Genomic DNA, 25699 nt, shown 5'->3' with positions numbered 1-25699 from the left:
TTACTAGCATAGAATATCAACACGTATGTCTGTCGAGGTAAAAAGCTCTACCGCAAGAAACTTCCGCAGAAAGTGAAATCAGCAGGGGCTGGCCCGAGGGTCACAAGCCCGCAATGTGAAGGCTTGACGCTTATGACCCCACTCCCTCCCCCCACCCGCCGCAGCGTCCTCCTGGCTACGGCAACCCTTGGCGCGACTATGGCAGCACGGCTGCCCGCTTCCACCGCCGACGGCGAAGGCATCGCCGGCAGCCTGGCCTATGCCTATGTCGCGACGGCCTGACCGACACTGAAACGCGAGAAAACAGGAAGACGCCATGTCCATCCAACATCAACCGGGCTCCTTCGTCGGGCTACCGAAATTTGCCGCGCCGACCGATTTTCCCGAAAGCCCGCTGTCGCAGGCACTCAAGCAGCCCGTATTGCTCGGGCTCTTCTTACCGATCCAGGCAGGTGGCTGGACGCAATCGACGCTGGAACGCTCGACCGATTGGCGCTTCGACTACAACAAGGCGCTGACGCTGCGGGCGGAAGAGCTGGGCTTTGATCTTGTCTTTGCCCTATCGCAATGGCTGCCGAAGGGCGGGTATGGCGGTGTGTTCGATGGGCAAGCGCTCGACAGCTTCGTTTCGATCGCGGCGCTCGCAGGCCTCACGAAGAAGATCATGCTGATCTCCACCATGCATGTGCTCTACGGCCCCTGGCATCCTCTGCATCTCGCCAAGTTCGGTGCGACGCTCGACCACATCACCGGCGGGCGCTGGGGTATCAACGTCGTCACCGGTCATCGCGCCGTCGAGCATGAGATGTTCGGATGGCCGCGGATCGAGCACGACAAGCGCTATGACCTCGCGGCTGAATTTCTCGAAGTCCTGCAGCGGCTCTGGAGCGATACCGAGAATTTCTCCTATGAGGGAGAAAGCAGCTGGAAGCTCGGCGGCGGCTTCGTGACGCCGAAGCCGAATTACGGCCGGCCGATCCTGGTGAACGCGACCGGCTCCGATGCCGGGATCGCCTTTGCAGGCCGCTATTCGGATATCGTCTTCATCACCAGCCCGACGGGCGCCGATATCGACAGCGCATTGCAATCCCTGCCCGCTCATACCAAGCGGGTCAAGGATACGGCAATCAGCGTTGGGCGCAGCATCCGCACCCTCCTCAACCCTATGGTCATCTGTAGGCCGACCGAGAAGGAAGCCTGGGCGCTGGCCGACAAGATCGTTGCACATGCCGACCAACGTTCACCACAGGGTTTCCAATCGCTGAATTCCGACGCCCACGCCTGGAAAGGCCGTGACGCACAGGATCCCTACCGCTCCGTCGGCGGCAATATCCGCGTCATCGGCTCGCCGGAGCAGGTGGTCGATCAATTCCTCAAGTTGAAGGCGGCCGGTGTCGACGGCCTTCAACTCAGCTTCTTCGATTTCCGTGACGACCTCGACTTCTTTGGCAGCGATGTCCTGCCGCTGATGAAGCAAGCGGGCCTGCGCAACTGAAAGGCACGACCATGACAAGCAATGCCATTTCCGAAATCTGGTACACACGCTGCCCCATCCCGACACCCGTCGGCCTCGCAGCCCAACTCGGCTATCTCGAAGAAACCTTCCGCAAGGACGGCGTGACGCTGAATTCCATCATCGATTCACCGGATCGAGACGTCTGCCAGAGTTATTTCGATCACACGCTCGGCTGGTCTTTTCGCCACGGCGCCAACCTGCCGCCGATCCGCGCACGATCCGAAGGCATTGTCGATTTCATGCGCAACCGCGTTGAAAGGGCTGGTTTCAGCGCTTTCGTTGAATGAGCTCGCCCATACCGATGTCGACATCATCGAGATCGGGCATTTCGATACAACGACCATATCAACAGGTGGGTGAATACCGATGACGCAGATTGATTTGGCGTGGGGTGCAGGCCCAACGCTGCGCTATGATGAATTGGCAGAGCGGTTCAGGCCCGTTTTCGCTCGCATTCGATCCTCGGCCATAGAACGCGACCTCGTTCGCGAGCTTCCGCATGAGCAGATCGGTTGGCTGAAGGAGAGCGGTTTCACCACGCTGCGGCTCTCCGCTGACGACGGCGGCTTTGCTGCGACGCTGCCGGAGCTTTTCAATCTCCTGATCGAACTGTCGGCGGCCGACTCGAATGTGACGAATGCCCTTCGCTCGCATTTCGGCTTCACCGAAGATGTTCTGAATTCGTCTGTCGTCGCCTGGCGTTCCGAATGGCTCCGGCGGATAGCCGCTCGGGAACTGATCGGCAGCGGCTTCTCTGAAGTCGGAGAGGCGAAAGTCGGTTCATTTTCGACCAAGCTGACCCGCAACGGCGATCATTGGCTGTTAAACGGTGCGAAATACTACACCACCGGCTCGCTATTTGCCGACTGGATCAATCTCGGCGGCAACGATGAAAACGGCGAGCCGATCGGCGCGCTGGTGCCCCGCCAGGCGCAAGGCGTCGACGTCGTCGATGATTGGGATGGCTTCGGGCAATCACTGACCGCAAGCGGCACCGCGCTGTTTTCCGATGTGGTCATCAAGGCTGAACTGGTGACGCCTCCCGGCGGCCGGTTCAAATACTCCGCCGCCTTCTTCCAGCTTGTGCATCTCGCCACGCTCGCCGGTATCGGTCGCGCCGCCGCCACCGATGTTGCCCGGCTGGTCAGCGAGCGCAAGCGCATCTACAGCCACGGCAATGCCTCAAGCGTCAGCGAAGACCCGCAGATCCTGCAGGTCGTCGGCCGGGTGCGCGGCGCGGCCTATTCGGCGGGCACGATCGTCCTAAAGGCGGCCGAAGCGCTCCAGCGGGCATATGAATTGCGCTCCCATGTCGACCCAACGATCAGCGAACGCGCCAACGCCATTGCCGAGATCGAGGTCAACCAATCGGTTCACGCCGTCACCAGCCTGATCCTCGAGGCCACCACGCTTCTCTTCGATGCGCTCGGCGCTTCGGCAACCAAGCGTGGCCTTGGCCTTGACCGTTACTGGCGCAACGCAAGAACGATCTCCTCCCACAATCCGCGCATTTACCGCGACCGCATCGTCGGCGATTTCGCCGTGAACGGGACGCCGCCGCCAGCGCAGTACAAGATCGGCCAGATCTGACGCTTCGGGCCGCGGGATTGGAATCCCCGCGGCCCGAACATCTGGATCAATGATGCTTCATGCAGTTGGACTGAGCCATATCTGCCCGAAGCTGTTGTTGATACCCTGGGCGCCAGGCGCAAAGTTTCGCACTTTCTTGTTGGCGACGATCTGCGCGCCGGCCGCGACCAGATCGACGGAAACGACATCCTCGTGGATGATGTGCTGGAACTGATACCAGAGCGCCCGGCGCTTGCCCTCGTCCGGCTCGGTTGCCGCCGCTTCGAGCAGGCGATCCACTTCTGGATTGGAATAGTGGCTCGCATTGGAAAAGACGAGGCCGATCTTGAAATTCTTCGACCAATAGGCGCGCTGGACGCCCAATGACGGATCGAAGGTGTTGGAGAGGGATTCGATGACGATATCCCAGGCACGGTCGGCATAGACCGTCTTCAGGAACGTCGCGAGGTCGAGCTTCAGGATTTCGGCGTCGATGCCGATCACGGCCAGCGATTGCTTGATGAAATCGGCATAGGCCGGCGTCAGGAAGGAATTATAGGCGAGGCGCAGCTTGAAGCGTTTGCCCGCAGCGCCACGCGGATAGCCCGCCTCATCCAGCAGCTTTTCCGCAAGCTTCGGATCGGGTTCTCTAGCCTTGATGCTCGGATCGTACCATTTGGGCAATGCCGTGCTGATTGGGCTGGGCGACACCTGGCCATATCCATAAAGGGCGATATCGACGAGCTTCTGCAGGTCGATGGCATGCGCGATTGCCAGCCTTACCTCGCGCTTGTTCAGGATTTCGTTCTCATAGTTGAAGAACAACTGCTGTTGCGGACCGGAATAGGCATAGGTGGTCGTGTCCACCACGAGATTCGGATTCGTCTTCAACCGCTCAATATCCGAGAGCGGCACCGGATTGGCGCCGATGTCGATCTCGCCGGTTTCGAGTGCCGCAGCACGGGCCGCAGGATCGAGGATGACGCGCAGCACGACACGGTCGAGATAGGGCTTCGGCGCATCCCAATAATCGGGATTGCGGTCGAAGATCAGATAGCTGCCCGGCACCCATTCCTTCAGGATGAACGGCCCCGTGCCGATCGTCTGTGCGAGGTTTGGCTGTTGCTCCGGCTTGAATTTTTCATAGACATGCTTTGGAACGATAGGCGATTCCGAGCTGCTCAGTGCGGAGATCAGGTAAGGCGCCGGTTTCGACAGAACGATGATCGCGGTGTATGGATCGGGTGTCTCGACGGCTGTCACATTCTGATAGGTGATGCGCCCGCGTGGATGTGCCTCCCGCAAGCGGAAAATCGTGAAGTTGACGTCCTCGGAGGTGAAATCCTGCCCGTCATGCCACTTCACACCCTGGCGAAGCTTGAAGGTGTAACGCAGGCCATCCTCGCTCACCGACCATTCGGTCGCCAATAGAGGTATTGGGTTGAGATCATAGTCGAAATCGAACAGACCTTCGTTGATCTTCGGCCCGATCGCCTGCCCGGTGCCGGACGACGTGTTGATGGCAATCAGCGATGTCGGGTCGGGATAATAGGCCCAATTGAGCGTACCGCCCCTGACAGGCGGCTCCCCAGCCGCCTCGCCGATATCCGGAATGCCGGTGAATGCCAGACTTGCGCCACTGAGCAGCAAGAGTTGATTGAACTGACGACGATTGATGGTCATGCCTTCTGCTCCGAAAAAGTCAGAGCGGCCAAAGCCGCGAACGGGGCCCCACCCCGCATGGAGATGATCCCGTTCGCGCGTCATAATTGGAAGGCAGAATTTCTACTGACGATGGAAAGCCATGCTTCTTCGAAGAGCCACAGCCCTTTGGCAGGTACCTATCACACCCGACGTTTGAGATAGGCAAACCTGGCGAGCCGTTACTTTGCGGGCGTCGGCTCTCCAAGCGACAACATTAGCCGGTTTGCCCAATTGAAGAAGGCCGACGCGTGGATGAGATCGGCGATTTCGAGATCGCTCAAGCCTTCGTCACGCAGCTTGCCAATGTCCGCCGTGCCGAACTCCGCAGGCGTTTCGCTCAAGGTCGACGAGGCCGAGACAAGCGCATTCCACCGGCTGCCGAGATCGGTTTCCGTTCCCTCATCCAGCAGGCGTTGGACGTCCTCCGTTCGCTTCGAATGATGGGAAGCAAAGCGGGAATGCACGGAGGCGCAGAAGATGCAGCCATTGGTGCGCGAGGCCGCCGTCGCGGCGAGCTCGCGGTCGGCGCGCGGCAGGCCTGCCGCGACATTGTAGAAAATATCCTTGTCCGTTTTCGTGCGCGCCTGCAGGATCTCGGGATCTCGCGCGAGCAGCATGAAATAGGGCGATTTTGAACGAGATGCATCGACAAGCCCCGCCCAATGGCGCTCGGTCAGATCGCCTTCGACAAGCGGCTCCAGCCAGGGCGTCCAGCCGATTTCGGCTTGGGTAAAGACATTCGGACGGTTTTCGATCTCGGGATGAATGACGGTATCTGTCATAACGGATTTACCTTCTGTTCGGCTAAGCTGACAGGGACTGCGCGGTGGCGGTCGCCAAAGCCTTTAGTCCGGTGACAACCCTGATTTGGAACGCCAGAAAGGCGACGATCTGCGATAGCGTGACGACACCCGTCGTCGTCCAGCCCGCGTCCAGCAGTTTCTGCAAGGCTCCGGCATTGGACTCACGCGGGCGGAAAACGAGAAGATGGCTGTGTTCCAGCGCCGCGGCGAGTTTCGGTCCAAGTGCATTGCGACTATCGCCGGACACCTCATAGACAAGACCGGCGCGATCCTCGCTGGAAAGCGGGCCGGCCGGATAGCGACCATATGGCCCGTGGGTGCGGCCTTTTTCCACCTCGGCTCCAACGGCTGTGGCTAGCGCCTTATCCGTCAGGCCGGAGGCATAGAAGCCGCTGATATCGGTCGCCGCGTGCAGGTCCGCAACGAAGACGGCAATAGCAAGCCGCTCGTCTTGCGTAACATCGCCTTGATGGGCCGGTTCAAACAGTGCCTGATAGCTCTTCTGTGCGTTAAGGCGGGTTTCCGGCCTTTCGGCACGGAGGCGATCCAGCGGGGATCCGGCGGTAATTCCCACCAGAAGATCGATGACGTCAGTGATCGGCGAAGTCATGGTCGTAGCCTTCTCTTCAAATGTCGGTTTTCAGGCTTTGGTCGCGAAACGGCGTTCACTTAAGGCCGGCGCCCGCGGCGTCCAGCCAAGGGCGGGCGCCACCTGGGCGGCGATAAGCTCCAAGGATCGGAGAATATGCTCATGCGGCGGATCGACGGAATGAACCTGGAAGACGAGGTCGGTTACCCGCGCAAGCGCGGTATCGACCTGAAGCGATGCGATGACATCCTCCGGCGTGCCGACATGGACATCGAAGGCCTTGATCAGATCGGTCGTGGTCTCGCCCCGGATCGTGAAACCGCTCGCGGTAAAGCGCTCGACGCTGCGCCTCAAGCCGATTTCGGCAAAATGCAGGGCCTGCTTCCGGCTATCGGCCACGAAGAGGCTGCGGGAGCCGAGAATGCGTGGGCTGCGCCCGTCCGGCAGTGCGGCGAGATAGGCGTCGATGATCGGATTCTGCAAATCCCAGAGTTCGGCATCCGGCGTCTCCGGCGGCCGTGGTTGCGTGCGCGACAGCATCAATCCGTCACCGGCAAGGCCGGCGCGTTCGCCACCGCCGACGGAGAAGGTCGCCTGCCAGACCCGGTCGCGCAGATGCGGCGCTGTGGGATAGAGGCGATTGCCACCGGCAAGTTCCCCGCCGGCCCATGCGTCGCGAACCAATGTCAGATGCTGACCGTAGATCAGCCCGCGATCGGCACTCTCAAGACCGAATGGCAGGAAGGCTTGCGGCGTGCCGCCGGTGCCGACACCGACCTCCAGCCGTCCATCGAGTAGAATATCGAGCACGGCAGTATCCTCGGCGACACGCACCGCGTCTTCCATCGGCAAGGTGATGACGCCCGTTCCAAGACGGATGCGCGACGTTCGCGAGGCCAGTCCCGCCAGAAAAACCAGAGGAGACGGCAAACCGCCCTCCTCGCCATTGAAATGGTGTTGCGCCACCCAGGCGCTATCGAAGCCCTGCGCCTCGGCATGGATGATCTGCTCGCTGACAAGCCTATAGCGGGTCGCCACATCCACCTGGTCGAGGACACGGCTGAAGAAACCCAATCTTTTCGGTGACGCTGGCGTGCTCATGGGATCATCCTGCATTGCTGTGGGTGGGCTCGAGAAGCCGTGGAAATTTCTTACCCGGAACGGCATCGATCAGCTCGCGCGTATAGGCGTTCTGTGGATTACCGAAGACGTCGTCAATCGGGCCGCCCTCAACCAGCTTGCCATCGTTGAGGACGGAGACCGTGTCGGAGATCTGCCGGACCACGGCAAGATCATGCGAGACGAACAGGTAGGTCAGGCCGAGCTCGCGCTGAAGCTCGTCGAGAAGCGACAGGATCTGCGCCTGAACGGTCACATCGAGCGCGGAGACCGCCTCGTCCAGAACGAGAATTTCCGGGTCGAGCACCAGCGCGCGGGCAATCGCGACACGTTGGCGCTGTCCGCCCGAAAGCGCATGCGGCCGCCGTTGCAGGACATCGGCGGGAAGGCCGACCTTTTCGATCGTCGCAGTCACCCTTGCCAGTCGATCAGCCTGCGGCAGCCGCTCGAAATTCAGCAATGGCTCCTCGACGATCTTCGCAATCGTCTGGCGCGGATCAAGCGAGCTGAAGGGATTCTGGTAGACTAGCTGGATCTTCTTGCGGAAAAGCCGCAGCGTCTCGCCGCGCAGCGACGACAGGTCGATCCCGTTGATGAAGACCTTGCCGGCTGTCGGCCTCTGAAAGGCGGAGACGATGCGTATGGCGGTCGTCTTGCCGGAGCCGGATTCGCCGACGATCGCATGCGTGGTGCCGCGTCTGACGCGGAAGGACAGACCGTCGACGGCCCTAAAACTGCCCCCTTTGCCGCCGGGACCAAAATCCTGAACCAGCCCGTCGACGACAATGATGTCGTCAGCCGGCTTGGACGCCGTCGTGTCCGGGCGCGCGGCGCGGGGCACACGCGCGTTCAGGGACGGCGCATCGGCAAGCAGGCGACGCGTATAGGCGCTCTGCGGATTTCGGACGATATCGGCAGTACGCCCTTGCTCCTGAATGCGGCCATGCTGCAAGACGACGAGCCGGTCTGATCGGTCGGCGGCAACGCCAAGATCGTGCGTCACCAGCAGGATGGCCGTGCCATATTCCCGGCGCAGGTCATCGATCAGATCGAGGATGTGTTTCTGCACGGTGACGTCGAGCGCGCTTGTCGGCTCGTCGGCGATGATCAGCGAAGGCTTCAGCGCGATAGCGATAGCGATCAGCACCCGCTGCCGCATGCCGCCAGACAGCTCGTGCGGATATTGTTTCGCGCGAAGTCGCGGCTGGTTGAGGCCAACGCGCTCCAGCAACTCAATCGCTTGAAGATAGGCGGCAGCCCCGGACGCCCTGCCATGAATGATAAGGATCTCGGCAACCTGATCGCCAATCGTCCGCACCGGATTGAGGGAATTACCCGGATCCTGCGGAACGAGGCTGATGACCGACCCGCGAATGCCGTCCAGCCGCTTTTGCGGCCAGCCAGCAATATCCTGGCCATTCAACCGGATGCTACCCTGCTGCAGAAGGCCGCCCTCGGGTAGCAGGCCGATCAGCGCCTGGGCTGTCGAGCTCTTGCCGGAGCCGGATTCGCCCACCAGCGCCACGACTTCCCCGGCATTCACCTTGAAATCGATGCCATGAACGGCCGGACGTGACCCGCTCCGGTCACGATAGGCGATCGTTAGGCCGGAGACGTCCAGAACGGGTACGGCCGCTTTACCTAATGTGCTCCCTGCGGAAATCATCATCGATTGACACTCCCGATTGCCCGGCTGATGCGGTTGATGGAGATCACGACCAGGACGACGACGATGCCGGGGGCAGCTGTCAGCCACCAGGCGGTCGCGATGTAATTGCGTCCCTCCGCAATCAGCAGACCCCATTCCGGCGTCGGCGGCGGCGCGCCATAGCCGAGAAAGCCGAGTGTCGAGAGCTGAAGAATAGCCCAGCCGGCCTGAAGTGCGGCAAAAGCGATGACCGAGGTCAGCGAGTTCGGCAGGATGTGGCGCCACAGCACCTTGAAGAAAGTGCCGCCGCTGCCGAACGCGGCTTCGACATAGTCGCTTCGCCTCACGGTGACGACTTCCGAGCGCACCAGCCGCGCGAACTTCGCAATCAGGGTGATGCCGACTGCGATTGCCGCATTGACCGTGCCGAAGCCGAGCAGGACGATGATGCTGAGCGACAGCAGCAGGTCCGGAATCGACAGCATGACATCCACCAGCCGCATGATGGCGGTCTCCAGCCTTCCGCCAAGCGAGCCGGCGAGAACACCCAGCGCCGTTCCAACGACAAGAGCGATGCAGACGGCGGCAAGCGCCCCTGACAGCGAATGCACCGATCCATAGACGATACGGGCATAGAGGTCGCGGCCCAGTGAATCTGTGCCAAGGAGATGCGTAGCGCTCGGCGGCCGCAGATGCTGCCCGGGCAGTCCCTGCACCGGATCATAGACCGTGAAAACGCCAGGCAAGATCGCCCATAGCACGACCAGCGCAAGCACCAGGCAAGCGAGAACGAGGCCGGGTTGAATGCGTAGCGAGAAGCGGCGCGCCTCGGCCTGCCCTTCACCGCCGTCCAGCGGCGTGACCTGCGCGCTGTCAATCGGATCAGCAGCGTCGGTATTATGATGACGTTCAGCGGTTTCGAAGATCGTCATCGCGTCGTTCCCAGCTTCGCCTTGAGGCGTGGGTCGAGGACCGGATAGAGCAGATCGACGACGAGATTGATGGTGACGAAGGCTGTCGCCGCGATGACGACGATCGCTTGCAGCACGGCAACGTCCTGGCTATCCACCGCCTGTTTCGTCAGCCCGCCGATACCGTTCAGGCCGAAGACCGTTTCGGTGACGACCGCGCTTGCGATCAACTGTCCTAACAACAATCCCGCAACCGTCAGAACCGGCAGGAGCGTGTTTTTGGCGACATGCCGCCAGAGAACCTGCATATGCGAAAGACCCTTGGCGCGCGCCACCGGCACGAAGGGGCGCGTCAGGACCTCGTCGATATTCTTCAACAGGATCTGCGCAAGCGGCGCGGAAATCGGCACGGCCACCGTGAGGATCGGCAGGACCAGTCCTTCCCAGGGTCCCGGATTGATCACCGGGACCAGCCGGAACCGAAACGAGAATATCTGAATGAACATAATGCCGAGCCAGAAGGTCGGCACGGAAATGAAAAGCGAAGGCAGCGACTGGATGGCACCGCGTAGCCAGGCAAGCCCTGGGAGATTGGACAATACGGCGATGAGGACGGCCAGAATGGCGGCGACCAGGAAGCCGAAGCCTGCAAGCAACAGCGTCGACGGCAGATTGGTGGCGATCAGAGTGCTGACGGCAACGCCTGCTTGTAATGAATAGCCGAAATGACCGGTGAGGAAATTCCAGATCGTATGGACATATTGCTGCAGGATCGATCCATCGGCGCCATAGGCAGCCCTGATATCGGCAAGCTGTTCTGGGCTGAGCCCATAGTCCGGGCTCTGGAATTTGATGAGCACCGCATCGCCCGGCATCGACTGGAGCAGCACGAAGGATACGGTGAACGCCGCCCAGAGAACGAGCAGGGACTGTCCAATCCTCGATAGTATGTATCTTGTCATGCCGATTACCATGCCTTCAACAGACGTTGGCCCGGCGAAATGCCGGGCCAAACGCCATCATCAATGCTCGGCGAGCCAGGTGCTGTAGAATGCCGGCCGGCCGACGGCCTCAAAAGCGATCCCCTTCACATAGGGGGCGCCGGCAAACACCTGCGGTTCCTCGAAGAAGGGAATGACATAAGCCTGATCCAGCAGATATTCCTGTGCTGCCTTGGCGGCTGCCAGCCGCTTGCTGCTGTCCGTCTCAGAGGCGACGGTCTCGAGGATGCCGTTCAGCTCTTCGTCAAAGAAGGTAGCCTTCAAATTGAGCCCGCCCTTCTGCAACAGCGCGTCGCGGTTTTTCGGATAGAACTGGCTCTTGATGACATCCGGATCGGCGCGACCGACTTCGGCGACGACGAGCGGCGTCTTTGTCGGATCGACAGTGTCGGTCACCACATTGCCGGAGGTGCCGGCAAGCACCTGCAGCTTGACGCCGATCTTGGCCCATTGCTGCGCGACGAGCTGGAGCACCGCCTTGTTCTGCGGCTGCGGCAGGGATTCATAGACGGCGAGTGCCAGCGGCTTGCCATCCTTCTGCCGCACGCCACCCGACCCCTTGGTCCAGCCGGCTTCGTCGAGGAGCTTTTCGGCAAGCGCCGGATTATAGGTGAGCTTCGAGGACAGATCCTCATAGCCGGCGGCGGCCGACGAAATGATCGACTTTGCCTGCGGATAATTCGCCGAAAACAGCGTTTCGACGATCTCCTTGTTATCCGTGGCATGCAGCAACGCTTGGCGGACCTTGATGTCGGCGACGAACGGATTGTCCGGTCGGAAGGCGACACTGTCGTTCACGCCGCGCGTCGGCGCGGCATAGATCGCGAAACTCTGGTCGCTCACCTGCTTTTCGTCATAGGCCTGGAGCTGGCGGATGAAGTCGGCCTGGCCGGACAGCAGCGCGCCGATGCGAACACTATCCTCGCCAGTGATGATGTATTTAATGCCGTCGAGATAGGCCCTGCCCTGATGTTCGAGCTTGGCTGGCCCCCAATTGTAATCCGTACGAGCCTTCAGCGCGAGCTGCTTGCCGAGCGTCTCGCTTTCGACGACGAAGGGGCCGGAACCGATGATCTTCGTCGCGTCGCCGAGCTGATCGAAAGGCAGCGCCAGCGTCTTCAACGAAACAAGGCCGGAGCCGATCACGGACGTGCCCTGCAGGAAGCCGGGTGACGACTTCTTGAAATAGAACTTCACGGTGTAGGGGTCGACGACTTCGCTGTGATCGTAGTTGTTGATGACTTCGGAAGCCGGTTGCTTCAGCTCCTTGTTGCCGAGGCCGAAGGTATCGTAATTCTTGGCGACGGCGCTGGCGTCAAGCGGCGTGCCATCGGAAAAGGTGACGCCCTTGCGGATCTTGAAGGTATATTCCGTCGCGCTGTCATTGACGACCCAGGACTCGGCGATCCACGGCTCGACCTGCAGCGTCTTGGGGTTTTGATAGGTCAGCTTGTCGGTGATCTGGTTCAGGATACCACCGTTCGGATAGAAGCCTCCGGCCGGCGGATAAAGATTCGTGTGGGCTTGCTGCTCCAGATAGATCAGCGTCCCACCCTGGACCGGCTTATTGTCCTCGGCCGAGAAGGCGGCTTGGGGAAGCGCCAATGAGACGAACCCCAAGAGCGTCAATGTCTTCAAATTACGTGCGATTGTCATCTGATGCCTCGAACTGGAATGTATCGAGAGGGTATCGCACCGGCCGGCTCAATCAATATTGTTTATGGAATTACTATGCTATATTTGGGTTGCTGCGGAGAATGAACCTTCAGCCTGTCCCGGCCTCGGGCAATTCCCGTTCAGGGCAATTGGAGGCTGCATTACGCAGCACGCATCGTTGGTCCGCTCGGAGCTTTCACGCAGCCTTGAGCCTGCTCTCCACGAGGCGGGCGAACAATGTCGCGCCGACCGGCAGGATGGCGTCGTCGACGATGAAGCCGGGATTGTGGGCCGGAACAGTGCCGGAATGGCCGAGCGTGAAGAAGGCTCCGGGCGCGTGCAACAAAAAGTCCGCGAAATCCTCGCTGCCCATCGCCCGCTTCGGCGCTGTCGAAACCCGTGTCGGCCCCAGAACCTCGCGCCCGATGTCGGCGACGATATCGACATGTTCGGCATGGTTGGTCAGGACAGAGAAAATATCGCGGATATCGATTTCGGCCGTGAGATCATGGGCGGCCGCAACATTCCGGGCGATGGTCGTGAGCCGGGAGCGGATCAGCTCTCTGACCCCATCGGAAAAGGCGCGGATCGTCCCGCCGACGCTCGCCGTCTCCGGGATCACGTTATAGGCCGAGCCGGCCCCTATCTTGGTGACCGACAAAACCGCGGGCTCGGTCGGCGGGACGTTGCGGCTGACGATGGTCTGAAGCGCCTGGACAAGCTCAGTGATCGCCGGGATCGGATCACGTCCGGCATCCGGATGAGCACCATGCGCGCCCTTGCCCTTGAACGTCACGTCGAAGAAGTCTGCGCCGGCAAGCACCGTTCCGGCGGTCACATGCAGATGATCCGGCGCCAGAAAGGTTGCATTGTGGAGCCCGTAGATCTCGTCAACGGGAAAACGATCGAACAGTCCGTCGGCGATCATCGCACGGGCACCGCCCAAACCTTCCTCCGCTGGCTGAAAGATGAAGATGACGGTGCCGGCGAAATCTCGGGTCTCGGCAAGATAACGCGCGGTGCCGAGGAGAATGGCGGTATGGGCATCGTGACCGCAGCCGTGAAAGCGGTTCGGATAGATGGAAGCATAGGGCAAGCCGGTTTCTTCCGGCATCGGCAGCGCATCCATGTCGGCTCTGAGCCCCACCGACCGATTGCCCGGATGCCGTCCGACCAGACGCCCGACGACACCGGTCTTGCCGATACCGCGATGAACTTCGATGCCCCAGGACGCCAGCTTGTCGCCGATGATGCCGGAGGTCCTGACCTCCTCGAACCCGATCTCCGGATGCGTATGAATGTCTTGACGGATCGCAACGAGTTCAGGGACATAGCTCGCGATACGCTCGATGACCTTCGGAGCGGGAGCATCGTTGGTGATGGTGTTCGATTGGGTCATGGGAGGATCTCGGAATGGAAAAACGGACGCCGGATCGGAACGATCAGCGACCGTTACATAAACATCGAATGCGCAATTAGTCTATAAAAATAGTAGATTAAATGACTTACGCCGAAAAACATTGCCGAATGCCTGTGGCCCGCCCTGCTCCTCTTATGTAAAGTTGCCCTTGTTAAAACAGCGCCGCTCTCGACCAGTCTCAAACCTCGAAAAGGAAGGTGAATATATGCTCATCGAACACGTATCCCTCTTTGAGCTGGAGGGGACACGGGTGCCGTCAAGGATTGCGAAGCCCCTGCTGACTTGGTGTATCGATGAGGTCGGAGGTCGCAGATAGATGGTGAAAGAGCAAAAGGCCGCGAGCAAGAAGCCGTCCACCGCCTCCCTATCATTCCCACCGGCAGAAAATCGCGCCCAGGCGCTCGGTGAAATACATGCACGTCCTTTTGTCGCCGTAACGTCTCCGCGCGTGATCCTCCAATTGGCGTTCCTGATGGAGACCGGCCAGACAAGTCATCATGAGGCTATCGAGACTATGGCGCGCTCTCAAGGTGTGTCCGTGCCGGATCGAACATCGAGGCATTGCACCGTGCAATGGGGCCAAGGGACCTTGCGCTGGGAACGCCATACCGAATTTTCGACTTGGTTTTGGGATGGACCAGCCATGGCGGCCCCCTGGACCGCGATTGCGTTGCACCCCTTTGGCGGCAGCTTCCACGCTCCGGGAAGCTTCATTTCCGGTATCCGGCTGGAGATATGGCCGGAGGGGGCGCAGGCGGAAGCGGCACTCACCTCATTCGACGGCGCCAGCCTCTGCCGCAGCCGGATTCGCGACGGATTGGCGGAAGTCGCCACCGACTTTCGCCAGGACGGCGATGGCCTCACCCGCATGCTGCTCATAGATCGAGGCCTAACCGATCTCGGTCGTGGCGCAACGGTCCAGTGTCTTCTCGACATCGAAACCTACCGCACCCTGGCAATGCTGGCGCTGCCGCTCGCCCAATCATTGTCGCCCGAAATACGCGCGATCGAGGAAGCTCTCGGGGCGGTCACCCAACGAATGAAGGGCCAGGTATGGGAGAATGCGGATGAGATGCTCGCCGAAATCACTCGTCTCGCATCCGAACTGCAGGCCAATGCCGCTCAATCGCTCTATCGTTTCGGAGCGAGCACGGCATATGATTTCATCGTGAGCGAACGGATCGCCACTTTGGGGGAAGAACCGATTGCGGGCGAGACCCTGGGCTCCTTCCTGGAGCGTCGGCTCGCTCCGGCGATGCGGACTTGCAAATCTGTCGAGGAGCGCCAGGAAAGCTTGTCGATCAAGCTTTCGAGAACTACGGAGCTCTTAAGGACCTGGGTGGATGTGGGACTTGCACGGCAGAACACGGCACTGCTCACATCGATGGATCGAAGAGTGAAACTTCAGCTCCGGTTGCAACAAACAGTCGAAAGCCTCTCGGTGGCTGCGATCTCCTATTACATCGTTGGGCTCATCAACTACGCCGCTAAAGGATTAGGCCACGATATTGTGGAGCCGATGCTTTCGATCGCGCTGGGCATCTCCGTGCCGATTATCGTCGTCAGCGTCTGGTTTTTCGTGCGTAGCGTAAGGCGCCGTCATCAGGACTCTTGAGATAGAGCTTTGACAATAGCGACGCTCCTCCGTCAGGCCTGCTTTGCCGATTCCCCTTCCGCAAAACCCCGTCGCCAGAAGGCGACGACCAGATGCCGCTCGCGTGGCAGCTTCCAGGTCCGCCGCGCGAGCTTGCGCAGCTCGACGAAGTCGCCGAACTCGCAGCCGGCCCAGAAATACGTATCCTCTCCCAGACTATCGGCATCGAGGTGGCTCAGCGCCTCGGGCAGCAGACCGGTCGTTCCCGCCGGCCGACCTTGCCGGTAGAGATAGTTGAGCTCGATATTATCGCCGCTGCGCAATTCATATCGGCAATCCGGATTGTCGATCTCGATGAACAATCTGGCGCTGACCGACGACGGAATTTCCTCCAATATCCGCGCGATCGCTGGCAGGGCGGTATCGTCGCCGCAGAGAACGAGCGACTGCGCCTTCGGGATCTCGTCACCGGCCGGCGCGAACAATCCGACAAGGTCGCCGGGTTGCGCGTGCACCGCAAAGGAGGCGCCGGGGCTTCTACCGTCTTCATGATGGTGCAGGGCAAAATCGATCTCGATTTCGCCACGCTCGCTGTCCCGCGAGCGGATGGTATAGACACGCGACACAAGCCTGTCGTCTCCGCCCGGCCAGACGATCCTGCCGTCCGCGCCCAAGGCCGGCCATACCGGCTTGGCTCCTCTCGGGGGAAACAGCAGACGAACATGCAGCCCATCGGCGGCGAAGCGGTTCAGCTCCGCCCCGCTTAAACGCAGCCGGCGCATTTGCGGCGTCACGTTCTCCGCTGAAATGACCCTCATCTCGCGGAAAAACGGCGGCAGGCTGCTCTCGGCTTCGCCATCGCCGGACCAGCGCACCGCATCAGGGGCCGCGGCCGAAGAGAAATATTCCGCCACGACCATCTTGATATAGCAAAGATCGATTTGATCCTTTGCGGCAACGGCAATCGAGATTGCGTCGCCTTGCGCTGTGAGATCGGCGCGGCCATAGCGGGAAATGAGTGTAGCTTTTCCGCCCTCAGCCTCGACATTGGCGACATCGCGAAAGCGCTCTGCGAAATCCGTGACAAGTGCCCCTGCCCGGTCACTCCTGATGATGGTGCTGGCTTGCAATTCGTTCTCCGGTTCTGTTCCTAAAGGCCATCCGCAGGTCGCACTATCGCAACAGCGTTGCCGTTGGCGCCTCGCATCAGCAGGCCGATAGCCGGCACGGCGAGGACCGCGATGATGGCAGCCACGGTGAAAAAGACGGCGTAGCCGAGATGTTCGGCAATCCAGCCGGCGCCAAGACCGCCAGCCATACTGATCAGACCATCGGCACACTGGAAAAGCGTAAAATCGACCCCGGCCTGCTTCGGATCCGACCAACCCATGAACTGGGAATAGAGCGCAACGAAGCCGACCGACATCACCCCCGACGAGCTGGCAATGGCTATCGGCATGATGAACACCCTCGGCAAGCTGTCGTCGAAACTGAAGAGCGCCAGGCCCGCGAGAAGTGCTGCCTGCAACAGGATAGCAAGGATCAGCACCGCGGTGGCACCCCAGAGCCGCACCAGCAGGCCGCCCAAGAGCGCGCCGCTAAAGCCGACGACCATGCTGCCGATGCCGTTCAGGGCACCGATGGTGGCCAGATCGAGACCGCGATCGATCAGGAAGGGGCCGAGCATGGAGAGCCCCCATTTTTGGCCAGCCACGTAGATCGCGGCGATCATCAGGCCTTTCTGTACTTGCGGACGCTTGAGAGCCAGAAGCAGCGACGGTGCGTGTGGCCGCGTCTCAATCGTGCCGCGGGTTGCCGGCCCGAATACGAACGGCAGTCCCAGGATGATGACGAGGGATGCCATGGCAAAGGCTGCGTAGCTCCAGCCTATGCTATCCACCAACACGAGAAACAGGCCCGCGCCGATCGCCGAGCCGAGATAGGAGCCGCCGACCTGCGCGGTGTTTCCCCAACCGTGATGCTCCTTGGCAAGCGTCTCGACCGCATAACCATCGCAGGCGATATCCACCGTCGACGTCACCAGCGCGACCAGCAAGAGCACGCACAGCACCGGCGCCAGCGGATAAGGACCAGTGAGGCCGATGGCGGCGAGACCGGCGGCACACAGCAATCCGCCGGCAAATACGATCAACCGGGACCGGTTGTGCCCCTGCGCCGGCAGGCGGAAGCGCTCGACATAGGGCGACCAGAGAAATTTCAGCGCCCATGGAATGACGGTGAGATAGAGCAGGCCGATCTGGTCCAGCGGCAGTCCTTGCGCGCGCAAGACCGCCGGCAGGCCGAGCATGATCACGCCGCCGATGACACTTTGGGCGATATAGAGGCCCCCGACCGCGATGAAGACCGCGGCCGGAGACGGAAAGCGCAAAACGGACGGAACCGTCGTCATCAGAAGCGATACCGCACGCTGGCGACAACCTTGCGACCTTCATCCCAGTAGCAAAAGCCCGTGGTGCAAACCTGCTTGACTTCGTTCAGCAGGTTCGTCGCATTGACCTGCAGCCGCACGCCCTCGAACGAGGGATTGATCTTGCCGAGATCATAGCGAAGCGAGGCATCGACGAAGGTGCGCGCCTTGTTGTCGAGGACCGGCGTGTGAACGTTGTCGCCGAAGCTCGAACCGACATAGCGAAGCCCGGCGCCGATACCCAGCCCCTCCAACGCACCGCTCTGCACCTCGTAATCGGCCCACAGCGAGAACATGTGGTAGGGCGAGGAATTGAGCGTATTGCCCTTGGTTTCCGAGGTCAGCTTGGTGATTTCGACGTCGTTATAGGAATAGGCAGCAATCAGCTTCAGGCCGTTGTCCAGCGATGCCGTTGCCTCAAGTTCGAAGCCGCGGGATTTCAGATCGAGCTGCCGCAGCAGGTTGAGGCCGGAAGAGGTCTCGTAAACGGTGGCGTTCTCCTGATCGATATTGAACAATGCCGCGGTGATGGAAACGTTCCGGTCGGGGATCTGGTATTTGACGCCGACTTCGATCTGCTTGCCGAGCGTGGGATCTGCCTGCTGCGCAACGCTGTTGAAGGTCTGGATCACGCCGGGATTGGCAACGTAGGACGTGCCATAGCTGACATAGGGCATGACGTTCCATGGCGTGACGTAGCCGAGGCCGACGCGGAACGTCGTTTCGCTATCGTCGCGGGAATAACTCGTGCCGCCGGGCGTGTAATCGCTCTTGTGCCAGTCGTGACGAAGGCCGGCGGTAAACCGCCAGGCATCATATTCGATCTGATCCTGCACATAGATACCGAGCGAATTCTGCTTCTGGGTTTCGCTGTAGTTGATATTCGGCATGTAGGAGTAGCTGTCGGTAAACAGGTCCGGACCGCTGCCCTGGCGCGAGGTGTATTTCATGTAGCTGTAATCGATGCCGGTGATCAGCTGATGCTGAAGCGGCCCGGTGTCGAAATCGGTCTTCAGGTAGGTGTCGGTCGCAAGCCCGCTATTGTCCTCGCGGACGATGCCGGGGTAATCAGCGAAGACCCACTCCTGCCTGGCGGAAATGTCGGAATAGCGCAGCTTGTGATAGAGCGTGACTGAATCACTCAGCGCCTGCTCCAGCTCGTAGCCGATCCGCCATTGCTTCTGCTTGAAATCGTTAAAGCGGGCATCGCCACCATATTCAGACGTCGCGCCGATCGAGGTGCCGGCAAGCCCGTATTTGTTGATGTAACCCCAGGTCCCGCCAATCGTGGAGTTCATGTATTCGCCGAGCAGCGTCAGCTTGGTGTCTTCGTCAGGCTGCCATGTAAGAGCCGGCGCGATGTACTGCCGATCGTCCTTGATCGCCGCGATCTGGTTGCGCCCGTCGCGCACCAGGCCCGTCACGCGATAGAGCAGCGTATTGTCGTCCGTGACCGGACCGGAGAAATCGAAGGCAGATTGAAGCCGGCCATAGGAGCCGTACTGGACCTCGATTTCGCGCAGCTTTTCTTCCGTCGGCCGCTTGGAAATGATGTCGACGATGCCGCCGGAGCTGCTGGCGCCATAGACGGAGGCCGAAGGACCGCGTAGCGTGGCAATCGCTTCGACACCGTAAGGCTCCAATCGGAACAGGCCGTTGGGGCTGGCGATCTGACGCAGCCCATCGCGGAAGATACCGGTATAGGTGAGGTCGATGCCGCGGACCTTGAACGCGTCATATCGCGGCTCGGCGCCATACTGGCCCAGGCGCGCGCCGGGCGTATAGTTCAGCGCCTCGGAGAGGTTTTGCGGCCGCAGATCCTGCAGCTGCTTCTGCGAGACCGTGGAGATGGACTGGGGCGTCTCGGCGATCGGCGTATCGGTCTTCGTCGCCGATCGGCCGGATTTCCCGACGTAGCCGTCCGTCTCGAGAACACCTTTAATGCCCTGATCCTGGCCCTGGATGACCAGCGGCTCAAGCACGGTCGATCCATCCGCCGCAACACCACCGGCCCGAGCCGATTGATCGGCACGGTCGTAGATGCGGACGGTATTCGGGCCGGTGAAGCTGTAGACAAGTCCCGAACCGGCAAGCAATTGCGCGACCGCAGCCTTGGCAGGGAGATTTCCGCTCACCCCGCGCGTGGTCTTTCCAACGGTGAGCGCCGTCGGATAGAGCAGCCGGATATTCGCCTGGCGTCCAAAGGCCAGAATGGCACTTTCCAGCGATCCTGCCGCTATGGAGACGTTGACGGTCGTCTGTCCGGCATTCGCCTCGGGTTTATTGGCTGTCTGCGCCAGGGCGGCGCCCGCAAATGCCGAAATGCCCACAAAAACCGTCGCCGCGAACGCGCCGCGTTTCACTTTCCAATTCATCGATGCCACACGGGCCCCCTTGATCATCCCTACGCTTAAACAACGCCGCGCCGCCCGGACACGCCATTCCTTTACAAAGAGTGAAAACGGCCGGGACCTCCTGACGTCGCGTTTGAAAAAATCTCGATTATTTCGAACGAATGAACACCAGCGCGTCCGTGACCCGGGTCACGGATACCGGCAGATTGCTTTCTATGATGGCAAGAGCCTCATCGGTATTGGACAGGTCGAAGACCCCGGAGACCTTTCGGTCCGCCGCCTGTGCGTCGACGACGAGGACGCGTCCGCGACGATATCGGGCGAGCGTTTCCGCCACCTTGCTCAGCGGCGTCGCTGAAAACACCAGCTTGCCCTGTCGCCAGGCCGTTTCATTCGCCACATCCGCCTTTGCGAGCGTCGCCTTGCCGGAAGCATCGACCGTCATGGCGTCGCCGGCCCTGAGGACCGTATCGTTGTCGCCTGTCTTGACCTCGACGATGCCCTCCTCGACTTGGACCATTTGAGGCAGCGAACCGGTCGGGGCCTGGACGGAATAATGCGTGCCGAGTGCGGTCGCGCTCAGCTGGCCTTCGTCGACGACGAACGGTCGCGCCGGATTCTTGGTGACGTCAAAGAAAGCCTGACCGCGCAACAGTTCGACACGCCGTTCCCCCGCCGTATAGCGAACGGCAATCGCCGTGTCGGTATCGAGGTCCACCTGCGTGCCATCCTCCAGCACGACTGATCGCACCTCTCCGACATCGGTATAATAGTCGGCGCGCCAGCGATCGATCAGGCCCAGCTGTTGGATCGTATAGGACGAAGCCGCGATCACGCCCAGCATCACTGCCAACCCGACCGCCCTCGCCCCGGACGAGCGCCGCGCCTTCAAGCTGTCGAGAGAGACCGGCGCATCCCTGAGGCTGCCCCACAGCGCGTTCATTTCATCATAGGCAGCCGCATGGGAGGGATCGGCATGCAGCCAACACTGGAAATCGGCCCTGTCCAGATCCGTCGCGTCGGCGGATTGCAGCCGCGCGACCCAGCCGGCTGCGGCTTCCGCCAACCGGTCGTCGATTTCTTCGTCGTAACTGCGGCTCATGGTTCCATCGGCCTGTCTTCGGCTCAACAAAAGCGTGCATCAGTTCAGGCTCTCTTCCTAAGAGCCAAAACGATGCCCGTCTCCTGACGTCGGTTCAGAAAAATATTTCGGCGCGGACCTTCCGGCAATGCAGCAGCGCCTTGATGATATGCTTCTCGACCATGTTGCGGGATATGCCGAGCTCGGCGGCGATTTCGCCATTGGAAAGTCCGCGCAGACGGCTGAGAATGAAGACCTGCTGGCAGCGCGTCGGCAGCGCCTCGATCGCCTTTGCCATGATCAGCAGGCATTGCCGGGCATTGACGATCCGGTCCGGCAGGGGGAAATCGTCCGGCTCTTCCATGCCCGCGTCGTCGGGGGCAAACATCGCCTGCTCCCTGGTCTGCCGGGTCAGGATGACCCGCGCCACCGACCGTGCCACCTGGAAAAGATAGGCCTGCGGATTCTCGATGAGTGTCGCATGCGAGGCTTCCAGCATCCGCAGGAATGTTTCCTGCGTCGCATCCGCAACATCATCCCTGTTCTTCAGCCGTCGATGGAAAAAGCGATGAAGCCGTTTTTCCTCGCCTGCGTGAAGGGAATGCAACATATCGGTCATCACATGTTCAAGTCCTGATCCTGGTGATCCAACAGCTCATATCGGGTCCTGCATCCGCCGCATCCGCCTGAAGCTTGCGGCACGCGCGCTGCACCCCTCATATTTCTTGAGTTTAATTATCATGTTTTGACTACCCCATGTCGAGCCGGCTTGCAACGTCTTCAATCGGGGAAAGGAGCAGAACAAATGCGCGGGCATCGCGAGCGGCACGAGATGATGCATGCGCTCATCAGGCGTTTTCCGAATAGACCGCCAGATGCTTCATAAGAATACTGATCAGACTATCGCGCAGGGGATCGCGCACCCCCTTCAACCAGGCCGCATAGAGGGGAAGCTGCCCCGTCGTCCGTTCCCGACCGGGGCGAAGCGGAATGTAACGGACACCCGAGACCGCAAGCCGCGATGTCCATTGGGGGACGATCGCCAGGCCGATCTCGGCCGCCACCAGATTGACGATCGTCTGCTTCTCGTCGGCCATCTGCGCAATCCTGACCGTCAATCCAGCCTCGGTGAAGAGCTTGATCGTCATGTCATGGCTATGCGGCCTCGAGCGGCGATCGGGGACGATGAGCGGTTCATCCTCCAGTTCCTCGACAGCAATGTTCTTGCGATCGGCAAGCCGATGACGGTCGGAGATCGCGACAACGGCCGTTTCGTTGAAAAGCCGCAGCAGCTTTATCTTCCTGTCCACAATTTCGGGAGGCCTGATGAATACGAGGTCGAGCCGGCCAGATATCAATTTCGGGAGCAGGCGAACGGTCTTTTCCTCCGAAATCTGCACGGAGATTTCGGGATGTTCCAGCTTCAGATCATGAAGGAGCTGTGGGATGAGCCCAGCCGCCGCACTGTCGATCGCGCCGATCCTGATCCCCGTGCGCGGAAGATGCCGGCGATGACGAAAACGCTCGGTCATCGCATCGGCCTGCGCAAGAACCTGCTTCGCCTCCTTCAAAAGCTCCGTTCCGTCCCGCGTGAGCATGACGTTGCGGGTCGTCCGCTCCATGAGGCGCGTGCCAAGAAAATCCTCGAGCAGCCGGATCTGCCGCCCGAGCGAGGCCGGCAGGATGCCCAGCATGCGCGCTGCCCGTCCGAAATGCAGTTCCTGCGCTACCGCAACGAAACAGCGTAACTGCTGCAATTCCAAAGATTTACCCTCATATTATATCGATAATTTATATAATTTTAGTTTCATTGTCCACGAGCGGTTTCTCTCCCATCGTTGGGTGACGGCGCAGGAGGTGCGCCAATGTCATCGTTCTGGGAGGAAATGGCCGTGACCAATGAGCTGGAAACACGCGTTCTGCGCAAGATAACAATTCGCATCGTTCCCTTCATCATGCTGCTCTATCTCATCGCGTTCCTCGACCGCGTGAACATCGGCTTCGCAGCACTCGAGATGAACAAGGATCTCGGCTTCTCATCGACCGTCTTCGGCTTCGGCGCCGGCATCTTCTTTCTCGGCTATTTCCTGTTCGAAGTGCCCTCCAATCTCATCCTCAACAAGGTCGGCGCCCGCATCTGGATCGCCAGGGTGATGATCACCTGGGGCATCGTTTCGGGCCTGATGGCCTTCGTCCAGGGAGCAACCAGCTTCTATGTCCTGCGTTTTCTGCTCGGCGTTGCCGAAGCCGGTTTCTTTCCGGGCATCATCCTCTATCTGAGCTTCTGGTTCCCGGCGCGCCGCCGCGCTGCGGTCACCGCGCTATTCATGGCCGCGGCGCCGCTTTCGACGGTGCTGGGCTCGCCGATCTCCGGCGCGCTGATGCAGATGCACGGGTTGATGGGTCTGGCCGGCTGGCAGTGGATGTTCCTGATCGAGGCGGCTCCGGCCCTCATCTTTGGCGTCGTCGTACTGTTCTACCTGACCGACCGCCCGGCCAAGGCAAAATGGCTGTCCGACGAAGAGCGCAACTGGCTGGTGAAGACAATGGAAGACGAGCAGAAGAGCAGAGGCGTCAAGGCAAGCCACAGCATTTGGGCAGGCCTCGTCGACATACGCGTCCTTGCGCTCGCCCTGGTCTATTTCGGCACGTCGGCGGGTCTTTATACGCTCGGCATCTGGGCGCCGCAGATCATTAAGGAATTCGGCCTTTCCTCGCTCGATGTTGGTTTCCTGAACGCCATCCCCGCGACCTTTGCGGTCGTCGCCATGGTCCTCTGGGCGCGGCATTCCGACAGGACAGGCGAGCGCACATGGCATGTGGTGCTCGCCTGCCTGCTGGCGGCAGCAGGGCTTGCCTTTGCCGCCAGGGCAACCGGCGTGCTTGCGGTCCTCGTCGCGCTTACCCTCGTTAATATCGGCATCAGCTGCTCGAAGCCGCCGCTGTGGAGCATGCCGACCCTGTTCCTGTCCGGGCCGGCTGCGGCAGCGGGCATCGCCACCATCAACTCCATCGGCAATCTCGGCGGCTTCGTCGGCCCCTCGATGATCGGCTGGATCAAGGATCTGACGGGCGGCTTTGCCGGCGGGCTCTGCTTCGTCGCAGGTCTCCTGGTTCTCTCGGCGGCACTCACACTCATCCTGTCTCGCGCCGCGGCCAAAGCATCAGCAATCCAGGCTGCGGGCCAGCAGTCCTAAACTTCATATCTCACGGAGAGAAAAATGCGCGAATATGCAATTGCAACCATCCCCGCCGACGGTATCGGCCCGGAAGTCATCGCCGCCGGCACCACCGTTCTTGCCGCGCTCGAAAAGCGTGACGGTGGCATCAGGTTCAACGTCGAAAACTTCGATTGGGGCTCCGACTACTATAAGAAGCATGGCGTGATGATGCCCGCGGACGGTCTTTCCCAGCTGAAGAAGTTCGACGCGATCTACTTCGGTGCTGTCGGGGCGCCCGATGTCCCCGACCACATCACCCTCTGGGGGCTACGCCTGCCGATCTGCCAGGGCTTCGATCAGTATGCCAATGTCCGTCCGACGAAGATCCTGCCCGGCATCACGCCACCGCTGCGCAATTGCGGCCCCGGCGATCTCGATTGGGTCATCGTGCGCGAGAATTCGGAAGGCGAATATTCCGGCCATGGCGGCCGCGCGCATCGCGGCCTGCCCGAAGAGGTCGGCACCGAGGTCGCCATCTTTACCCGTGTCGGCGTCACGCGCATCATGCGCTATGCCTTCAAGCTCGCCCAATCGCGCCCGCGCAAGTTCCTGACAGTCGTGACCAAATCCAATGCGCAACGACACGGCATGGTCATGTGGGACGAGATCGCCGCAGAGGTCGCGGAAGAATTCCCCGACGTCACCTGGGACAAGATGCTGGTCGACGCCATGACCGTTCGCATGACGCTGAAGCCGCAGAGCCTCGACACCATCGTCGCCACCAACCTGCATGCCGACATCCTGTCGGATCTCGCCGGCGCGCTGGCCGGATCGCTCGGCGTAGCGCCGACGGCCAATATCGATCCGGAGCGCCGCTTTCCCTCCATGTTCGAACCGATCCACGGCTCTGCCTTCGACATCACCGGTAAGGGCATTGCCAATCCGGTCGCAACCTTCTGGACTGCCGCACAAATGCTCGATCATCTCGGCGAACAGGACGCTTCCGCCCGCCTGATGCGCGCTGTCGAGCGTGTCACGGGCGCGGGCATCCTGACCCCGGATGTCGGCGGAACCGCAACCACCAAGGACGTCACCGACGCGGTGGTGGACGCAATCTACTCCTCGAACGTCTAGCGGGCAGGAAT

Annotated in this window: 21 protein-coding genes and 1 pseudogene; 7 read left to right on the top strand and 15 right to left on the bottom strand. The window is 60.7% G+C overall.

Annotation, left to right across the window (positions count from 1 at the left end; genetic code table 11):
- Positions 1 to 132: 132 nt before the first annotated feature.
- The 4 genes and pseudogenes from RRH01S_RS34350 to RRH01S_RS09165 all read left to right on the top strand — a co-directional run bounded on the left by RRH01S_RS34350 (position 133) and on the right by RRH01S_RS09165 (position 3106).
- The gene (locus RRH01S_RS34350; protein ID WP_007690472.1) at positions 133 to 282 is read left to right on the top strand and encodes a hypothetical protein; all 150 of its coding nucleotides are present in this window, start codon (positions 133 to 135) and stop codon (positions 280 to 282) included.
- Positions 283 to 316: 34 nt separating this feature from the next.
- Positions 317 to 1495: an LLM class flavin-dependent oxidoreductase gene (locus RRH01S_RS09175; RefSeq protein WP_007690473.1), complete on the top strand. Its 1179-nt coding sequence runs from the start codon at positions 317 to 319 to the stop codon at positions 1493 to 1495.
- 11 nt (positions 1496 to 1506) lie between these two features.
- A pseudogene (locus RRH01S_RS09170) lies at positions 1507 to 1837 on the top strand (ABC transporter substrate-binding protein); the annotation flags it as partial.
- 45 nt (positions 1838 to 1882) lie between these two features.
- Entirely contained in the window at positions 1883 to 3106 is a 1224-nt protein-coding gene (locus RRH01S_RS09165) for an acyl-CoA dehydrogenase family protein (RefSeq protein ID WP_042471039.1), read from the top strand.
- A 57-nt stretch (positions 3107 to 3163) separates the two neighbouring features.
- Here the strand turns inward: RRH01S_RS09165 and RRH01S_RS09160 are convergent, their stop codons facing one another.
- The 9 genes from RRH01S_RS09160 to RRH01S_RS09120 form a co-directional block, all read right to left on the bottom strand.
- Positions 3164 to 4768 (bottom strand): ABC transporter substrate-binding protein, encoded by a 1605-nt coding sequence (locus RRH01S_RS09160; protein WP_042471036.1) that lies wholly within the window; start codon positions 4766 to 4768, stop codon positions 3164 to 3166.
- Positions 4769 to 4968: 200 nt separating this feature from the next.
- On the bottom strand, positions 4969 to 5571 hold the full coding sequence (locus tag RRH01S_RS09155) for an alkylhydroperoxidase domain protein (RefSeq protein ID WP_007690479.1): 603 nt from the start codon (positions 5569 to 5571) through the stop codon (positions 4969 to 4971).
- Between the two features lie 22 nt (positions 5572 to 5593).
- On the bottom strand, positions 5594 to 6202 hold the full coding sequence (locus RRH01S_RS09150) for a CMD domain protein (protein ID WP_012649462.1): 609 nt from the start codon (positions 6200 to 6202) through the stop codon (positions 5594 to 5596).
- 30 nt (positions 6203 to 6232) lie between these two features.
- Positions 6233 to 7282, bottom strand: a complete 1050-nt coding sequence (locus RRH01S_RS09145; protein WP_042471032.1) for a putative FMN-dependent luciferase-like monooxygenase — start codon at positions 7280 to 7282, stop codon at positions 6233 to 6235.
- A gap of 4 nt (positions 7283 to 7286) precedes the next feature.
- On the bottom strand, positions 7287 to 8969 hold the full coding sequence (locus RRH01S_RS09140; protein ID WP_042471027.1) for a dipeptide ABC transporter ATP-binding protein: 1683 nt from the start codon (positions 8967 to 8969) through the stop codon (positions 7287 to 7289).
- Positions 8966 to 9880, bottom strand: a complete 915-nt coding sequence (locus RRH01S_RS09135) for an ABC transporter permease (RefSeq protein WP_042471024.1) — start codon at positions 9878 to 9880, stop codon at positions 8966 to 8968. The genes RRH01S_RS09140 and RRH01S_RS09135 overlap by 4 nt, the downstream gene beginning before the upstream one ends.
- Entirely contained in the window at positions 9877 to 10821 is a 945-nt protein-coding gene (locus tag RRH01S_RS09130; RefSeq protein ID WP_012649458.1) for an ABC transporter permease, read from the bottom strand. Before RRH01S_RS09130 ends, RRH01S_RS09135 begins: the two co-directional genes overlap by 4 nt.
- A gap of 60 nt (positions 10822 to 10881) precedes the next feature.
- Entirely contained in the window at positions 10882 to 12516 is a 1635-nt protein-coding gene (locus tag RRH01S_RS09125) for a TIGR04028 family ABC transporter substrate-binding protein (RefSeq protein ID WP_042471021.1), read from the bottom strand.
- Positions 12517 to 12712: 196 nt separating this feature from the next.
- Positions 12713 to 13915, bottom strand: coding sequence for a M20 aminoacylase family protein (locus RRH01S_RS09120; RefSeq protein WP_042471018.1), 1203 nt, complete (start codon positions 13913 to 13915; stop codon positions 12713 to 12715).
- Positions 13916 to 14252: 337 nt separating this feature from the next.
- Here RRH01S_RS09120 and RRH01S_RS09115 point away from each other — a divergent pair, with 337 nt between their 5' ends.
- Entirely contained in the window at positions 14253 to 15551 is a 1299-nt protein-coding gene (locus RRH01S_RS09115; RefSeq protein ID WP_012649455.1) for a DUF3422 domain-containing protein, read from the top strand.
- Between the two features lie 32 nt (positions 15552 to 15583).
- Here RRH01S_RS09115 and RRH01S_RS09110 read toward each other — a convergent pair whose 3' ends face one another.
- From RRH01S_RS09110 to RRH01S_RS09080, 6 genes are all read right to left on the bottom strand, one after another.
- Positions 15584 to 16660 carry a siderophore-interacting protein gene (locus tag RRH01S_RS09110; RefSeq protein WP_042471015.1) on the bottom strand — a complete coding sequence of 359 codons (1077 nt, stop codon included), beginning with the start codon at positions 16658 to 16660 and terminating at the stop codon, positions 15584 to 15586.
- A gap of 20 nt (positions 16661 to 16680) precedes the next feature.
- Positions 16681 to 17940 carry an MFS transporter gene (locus tag RRH01S_RS09105; RefSeq protein WP_174010460.1) on the bottom strand — a complete coding sequence of 420 codons (1260 nt, stop codon included), beginning with the start codon at positions 17938 to 17940 and terminating at the stop codon, positions 16681 to 16683.
- Positions 17940 to 20333 (bottom strand): TonB-dependent siderophore receptor, encoded by a 2394-nt coding sequence (locus RRH01S_RS09100; RefSeq protein WP_042471009.1) that lies wholly within the window; start codon positions 20331 to 20333, stop codon positions 17940 to 17942. The genes RRH01S_RS09105 and RRH01S_RS09100 overlap by 1 nt, the downstream gene beginning before the upstream one ends.
- Positions 20334 to 20460: 127 nt before the next feature.
- Complete coding sequence (locus tag RRH01S_RS09095) at positions 20461 to 21414, bottom strand: FecR family protein (protein WP_012649451.1); 954 nt, start codon at positions 21412 to 21414, stop codon at positions 20461 to 20463.
- A gap of 94 nt (positions 21415 to 21508) precedes the next feature.
- Positions 21509 to 22012 carry an RNA polymerase sigma factor gene (locus RRH01S_RS09090; protein WP_034522278.1) on the bottom strand — a complete coding sequence of 168 codons (504 nt, stop codon included), beginning with the start codon at positions 22010 to 22012 and terminating at the stop codon, positions 21509 to 21511.
- A 229-nt stretch (positions 22013 to 22241) separates the two neighbouring features.
- A complete protein-coding gene (locus tag RRH01S_RS09080) occupies positions 22242 to 23156 on the bottom strand; it encodes a LysR family transcriptional regulator (RefSeq protein WP_012649449.1) in 915 nt (304 codons plus the stop codon).
- 102 nt (positions 23157 to 23258) lie between these two features.
- Here RRH01S_RS09080 and RRH01S_RS09075 point away from each other — a divergent pair, with 102 nt between their 5' ends.
- Both RRH01S_RS09075 and RRH01S_RS09070 read left to right on the top strand, forming a co-directional pair.
- Entirely contained in the window at positions 23259 to 24590 is a 1332-nt protein-coding gene (locus RRH01S_RS09075) for an MFS transporter (protein ID WP_042471002.1), read from the top strand.
- A gap of 24 nt (positions 24591 to 24614) precedes the next feature.
- The gene (locus RRH01S_RS09070) at positions 24615 to 25688 is read left to right on the top strand and encodes a tartrate dehydrogenase (RefSeq protein WP_007690526.1); all 1074 of its coding nucleotides are present in this window, start codon (positions 24615 to 24617) and stop codon (positions 25686 to 25688) included.
- Positions 25689 to 25699 lie beyond the last annotated feature (11 nt).

The sequence above is a fragment of the Rhizobium rhizogenes NBRC 13257 genome (genome assembly GCF_000696095.1).
GTDB classification, from domain to species: domain Bacteria; phylum Pseudomonadota; class Alphaproteobacteria; order Rhizobiales; family Rhizobiaceae; genus Rhizobium; species Rhizobium rhizogenes.
This window is presented reverse-complemented; position numbering and strand designations above follow the sequence as displayed.

Coding starts and splice junctions, on each gene's coding strand:
- RRH01S_RS09150 (WP_012649462.1), bottom strand. CDS start 6,202: ATGACTTCGCCGATCACTGACGTCATCGATCTTCTGGTGGGAATTACC.
- RRH01S_RS34350 (WP_007690472.1), top strand. CDS start 133: ATGACCCCACTCCCTCCCCCCACCCGCCGCAGCGTCCTCCTGGCTACG.
- RRH01S_RS09075 (WP_042471002.1), top strand. CDS start 23,259: ATGTCATCGTTCTGGGAGGAAATGGCCGTGACCAATGAGCTGGAAACA.
- RRH01S_RS09095 (WP_012649451.1), bottom strand. CDS start 21,414: ATGAGCCGCAGTTACGACGAAGAAATCGACGACCGGTTGGCGGAAGCC.
- RRH01S_RS09115 (WP_012649455.1), top strand. CDS start 14,253: ATGGTGAAAGAGCAAAAGGCCGCGAGCAAGAAGCCGTCCACCGCCTCC.
- RRH01S_RS09165 (WP_042471039.1), top strand. CDS start 1,883: ATGACGCAGATTGATTTGGCGTGGGGTGCAGGCCCAACGCTGCGCTAT.
- RRH01S_RS09160 (WP_042471036.1), bottom strand. CDS start 4,768: ATGACCATCAATCGTCGTCAGTTCAATCAACTCTTGCTGCTCAGTGGC.
- RRH01S_RS09105 (WP_174010460.1), bottom strand. CDS start 17,940: ATGACGACGGTTCCGTCCGTTTTGCGCTTTCCGTCTCCGGCCGCGGTC.
- RRH01S_RS09125 (WP_042471021.1), bottom strand. CDS start 12,516: ATGACAATCGCACGTAATTTGAAGACATTGACGCTCTTGGGGTTCGTC.
- RRH01S_RS09070 (WP_007690526.1), top strand. CDS start 24,615: ATGCGCGAATATGCAATTGCAACCATCCCCGCCGACGGTATCGGCCCG.
- RRH01S_RS09100 (WP_042471009.1), bottom strand. CDS start 20,333: ATGAATTGGAAAGTGAAACGCGGCGCGTTCGCGGCGACGGTTTTTGTG.
- RRH01S_RS09145 (WP_042471032.1), bottom strand. CDS start 7,282: ATGAGCACGCCAGCGTCACCGAAAAGATTGGGTTTCTTCAGCCGTGTC.
- RRH01S_RS09135 (WP_042471024.1), bottom strand. CDS start 9,880: ATGACGATCTTCGAAACCGCTGAACGTCATCATAATACCGACGCTGCT.
- RRH01S_RS09120 (WP_042471018.1), bottom strand. CDS start 13,915: ATGACCCAATCGAACACCATCACCAACGATGCTCCCGCTCCGAAGGTC.
- RRH01S_RS09155 (WP_007690479.1), bottom strand. CDS start 5,571: ATGACAGATACCGTCATTCATCCCGAGATCGAAAACCGTCCGAATGTC.
- RRH01S_RS09175 (WP_007690473.1), top strand. CDS start 317: ATGTCCATCCAACATCAACCGGGCTCCTTCGTCGGGCTACCGAAATTT.
- RRH01S_RS09140 (WP_042471027.1), bottom strand. CDS start 8,969: ATGATGATTTCCGCAGGGAGCACATTAGGTAAAGCGGCCGTACCCGTT.
- RRH01S_RS09130 (WP_012649458.1), bottom strand. CDS start 10,821: ATGACAAGATACATACTATCGAGGATTGGACAGTCCCTGCTCGTTCTC.
- RRH01S_RS09090 (WP_034522278.1), bottom strand. CDS start 22,012: ATGACCGATATGTTGCATTCCCTTCACGCAGGCGAGGAAAAACGGCTT.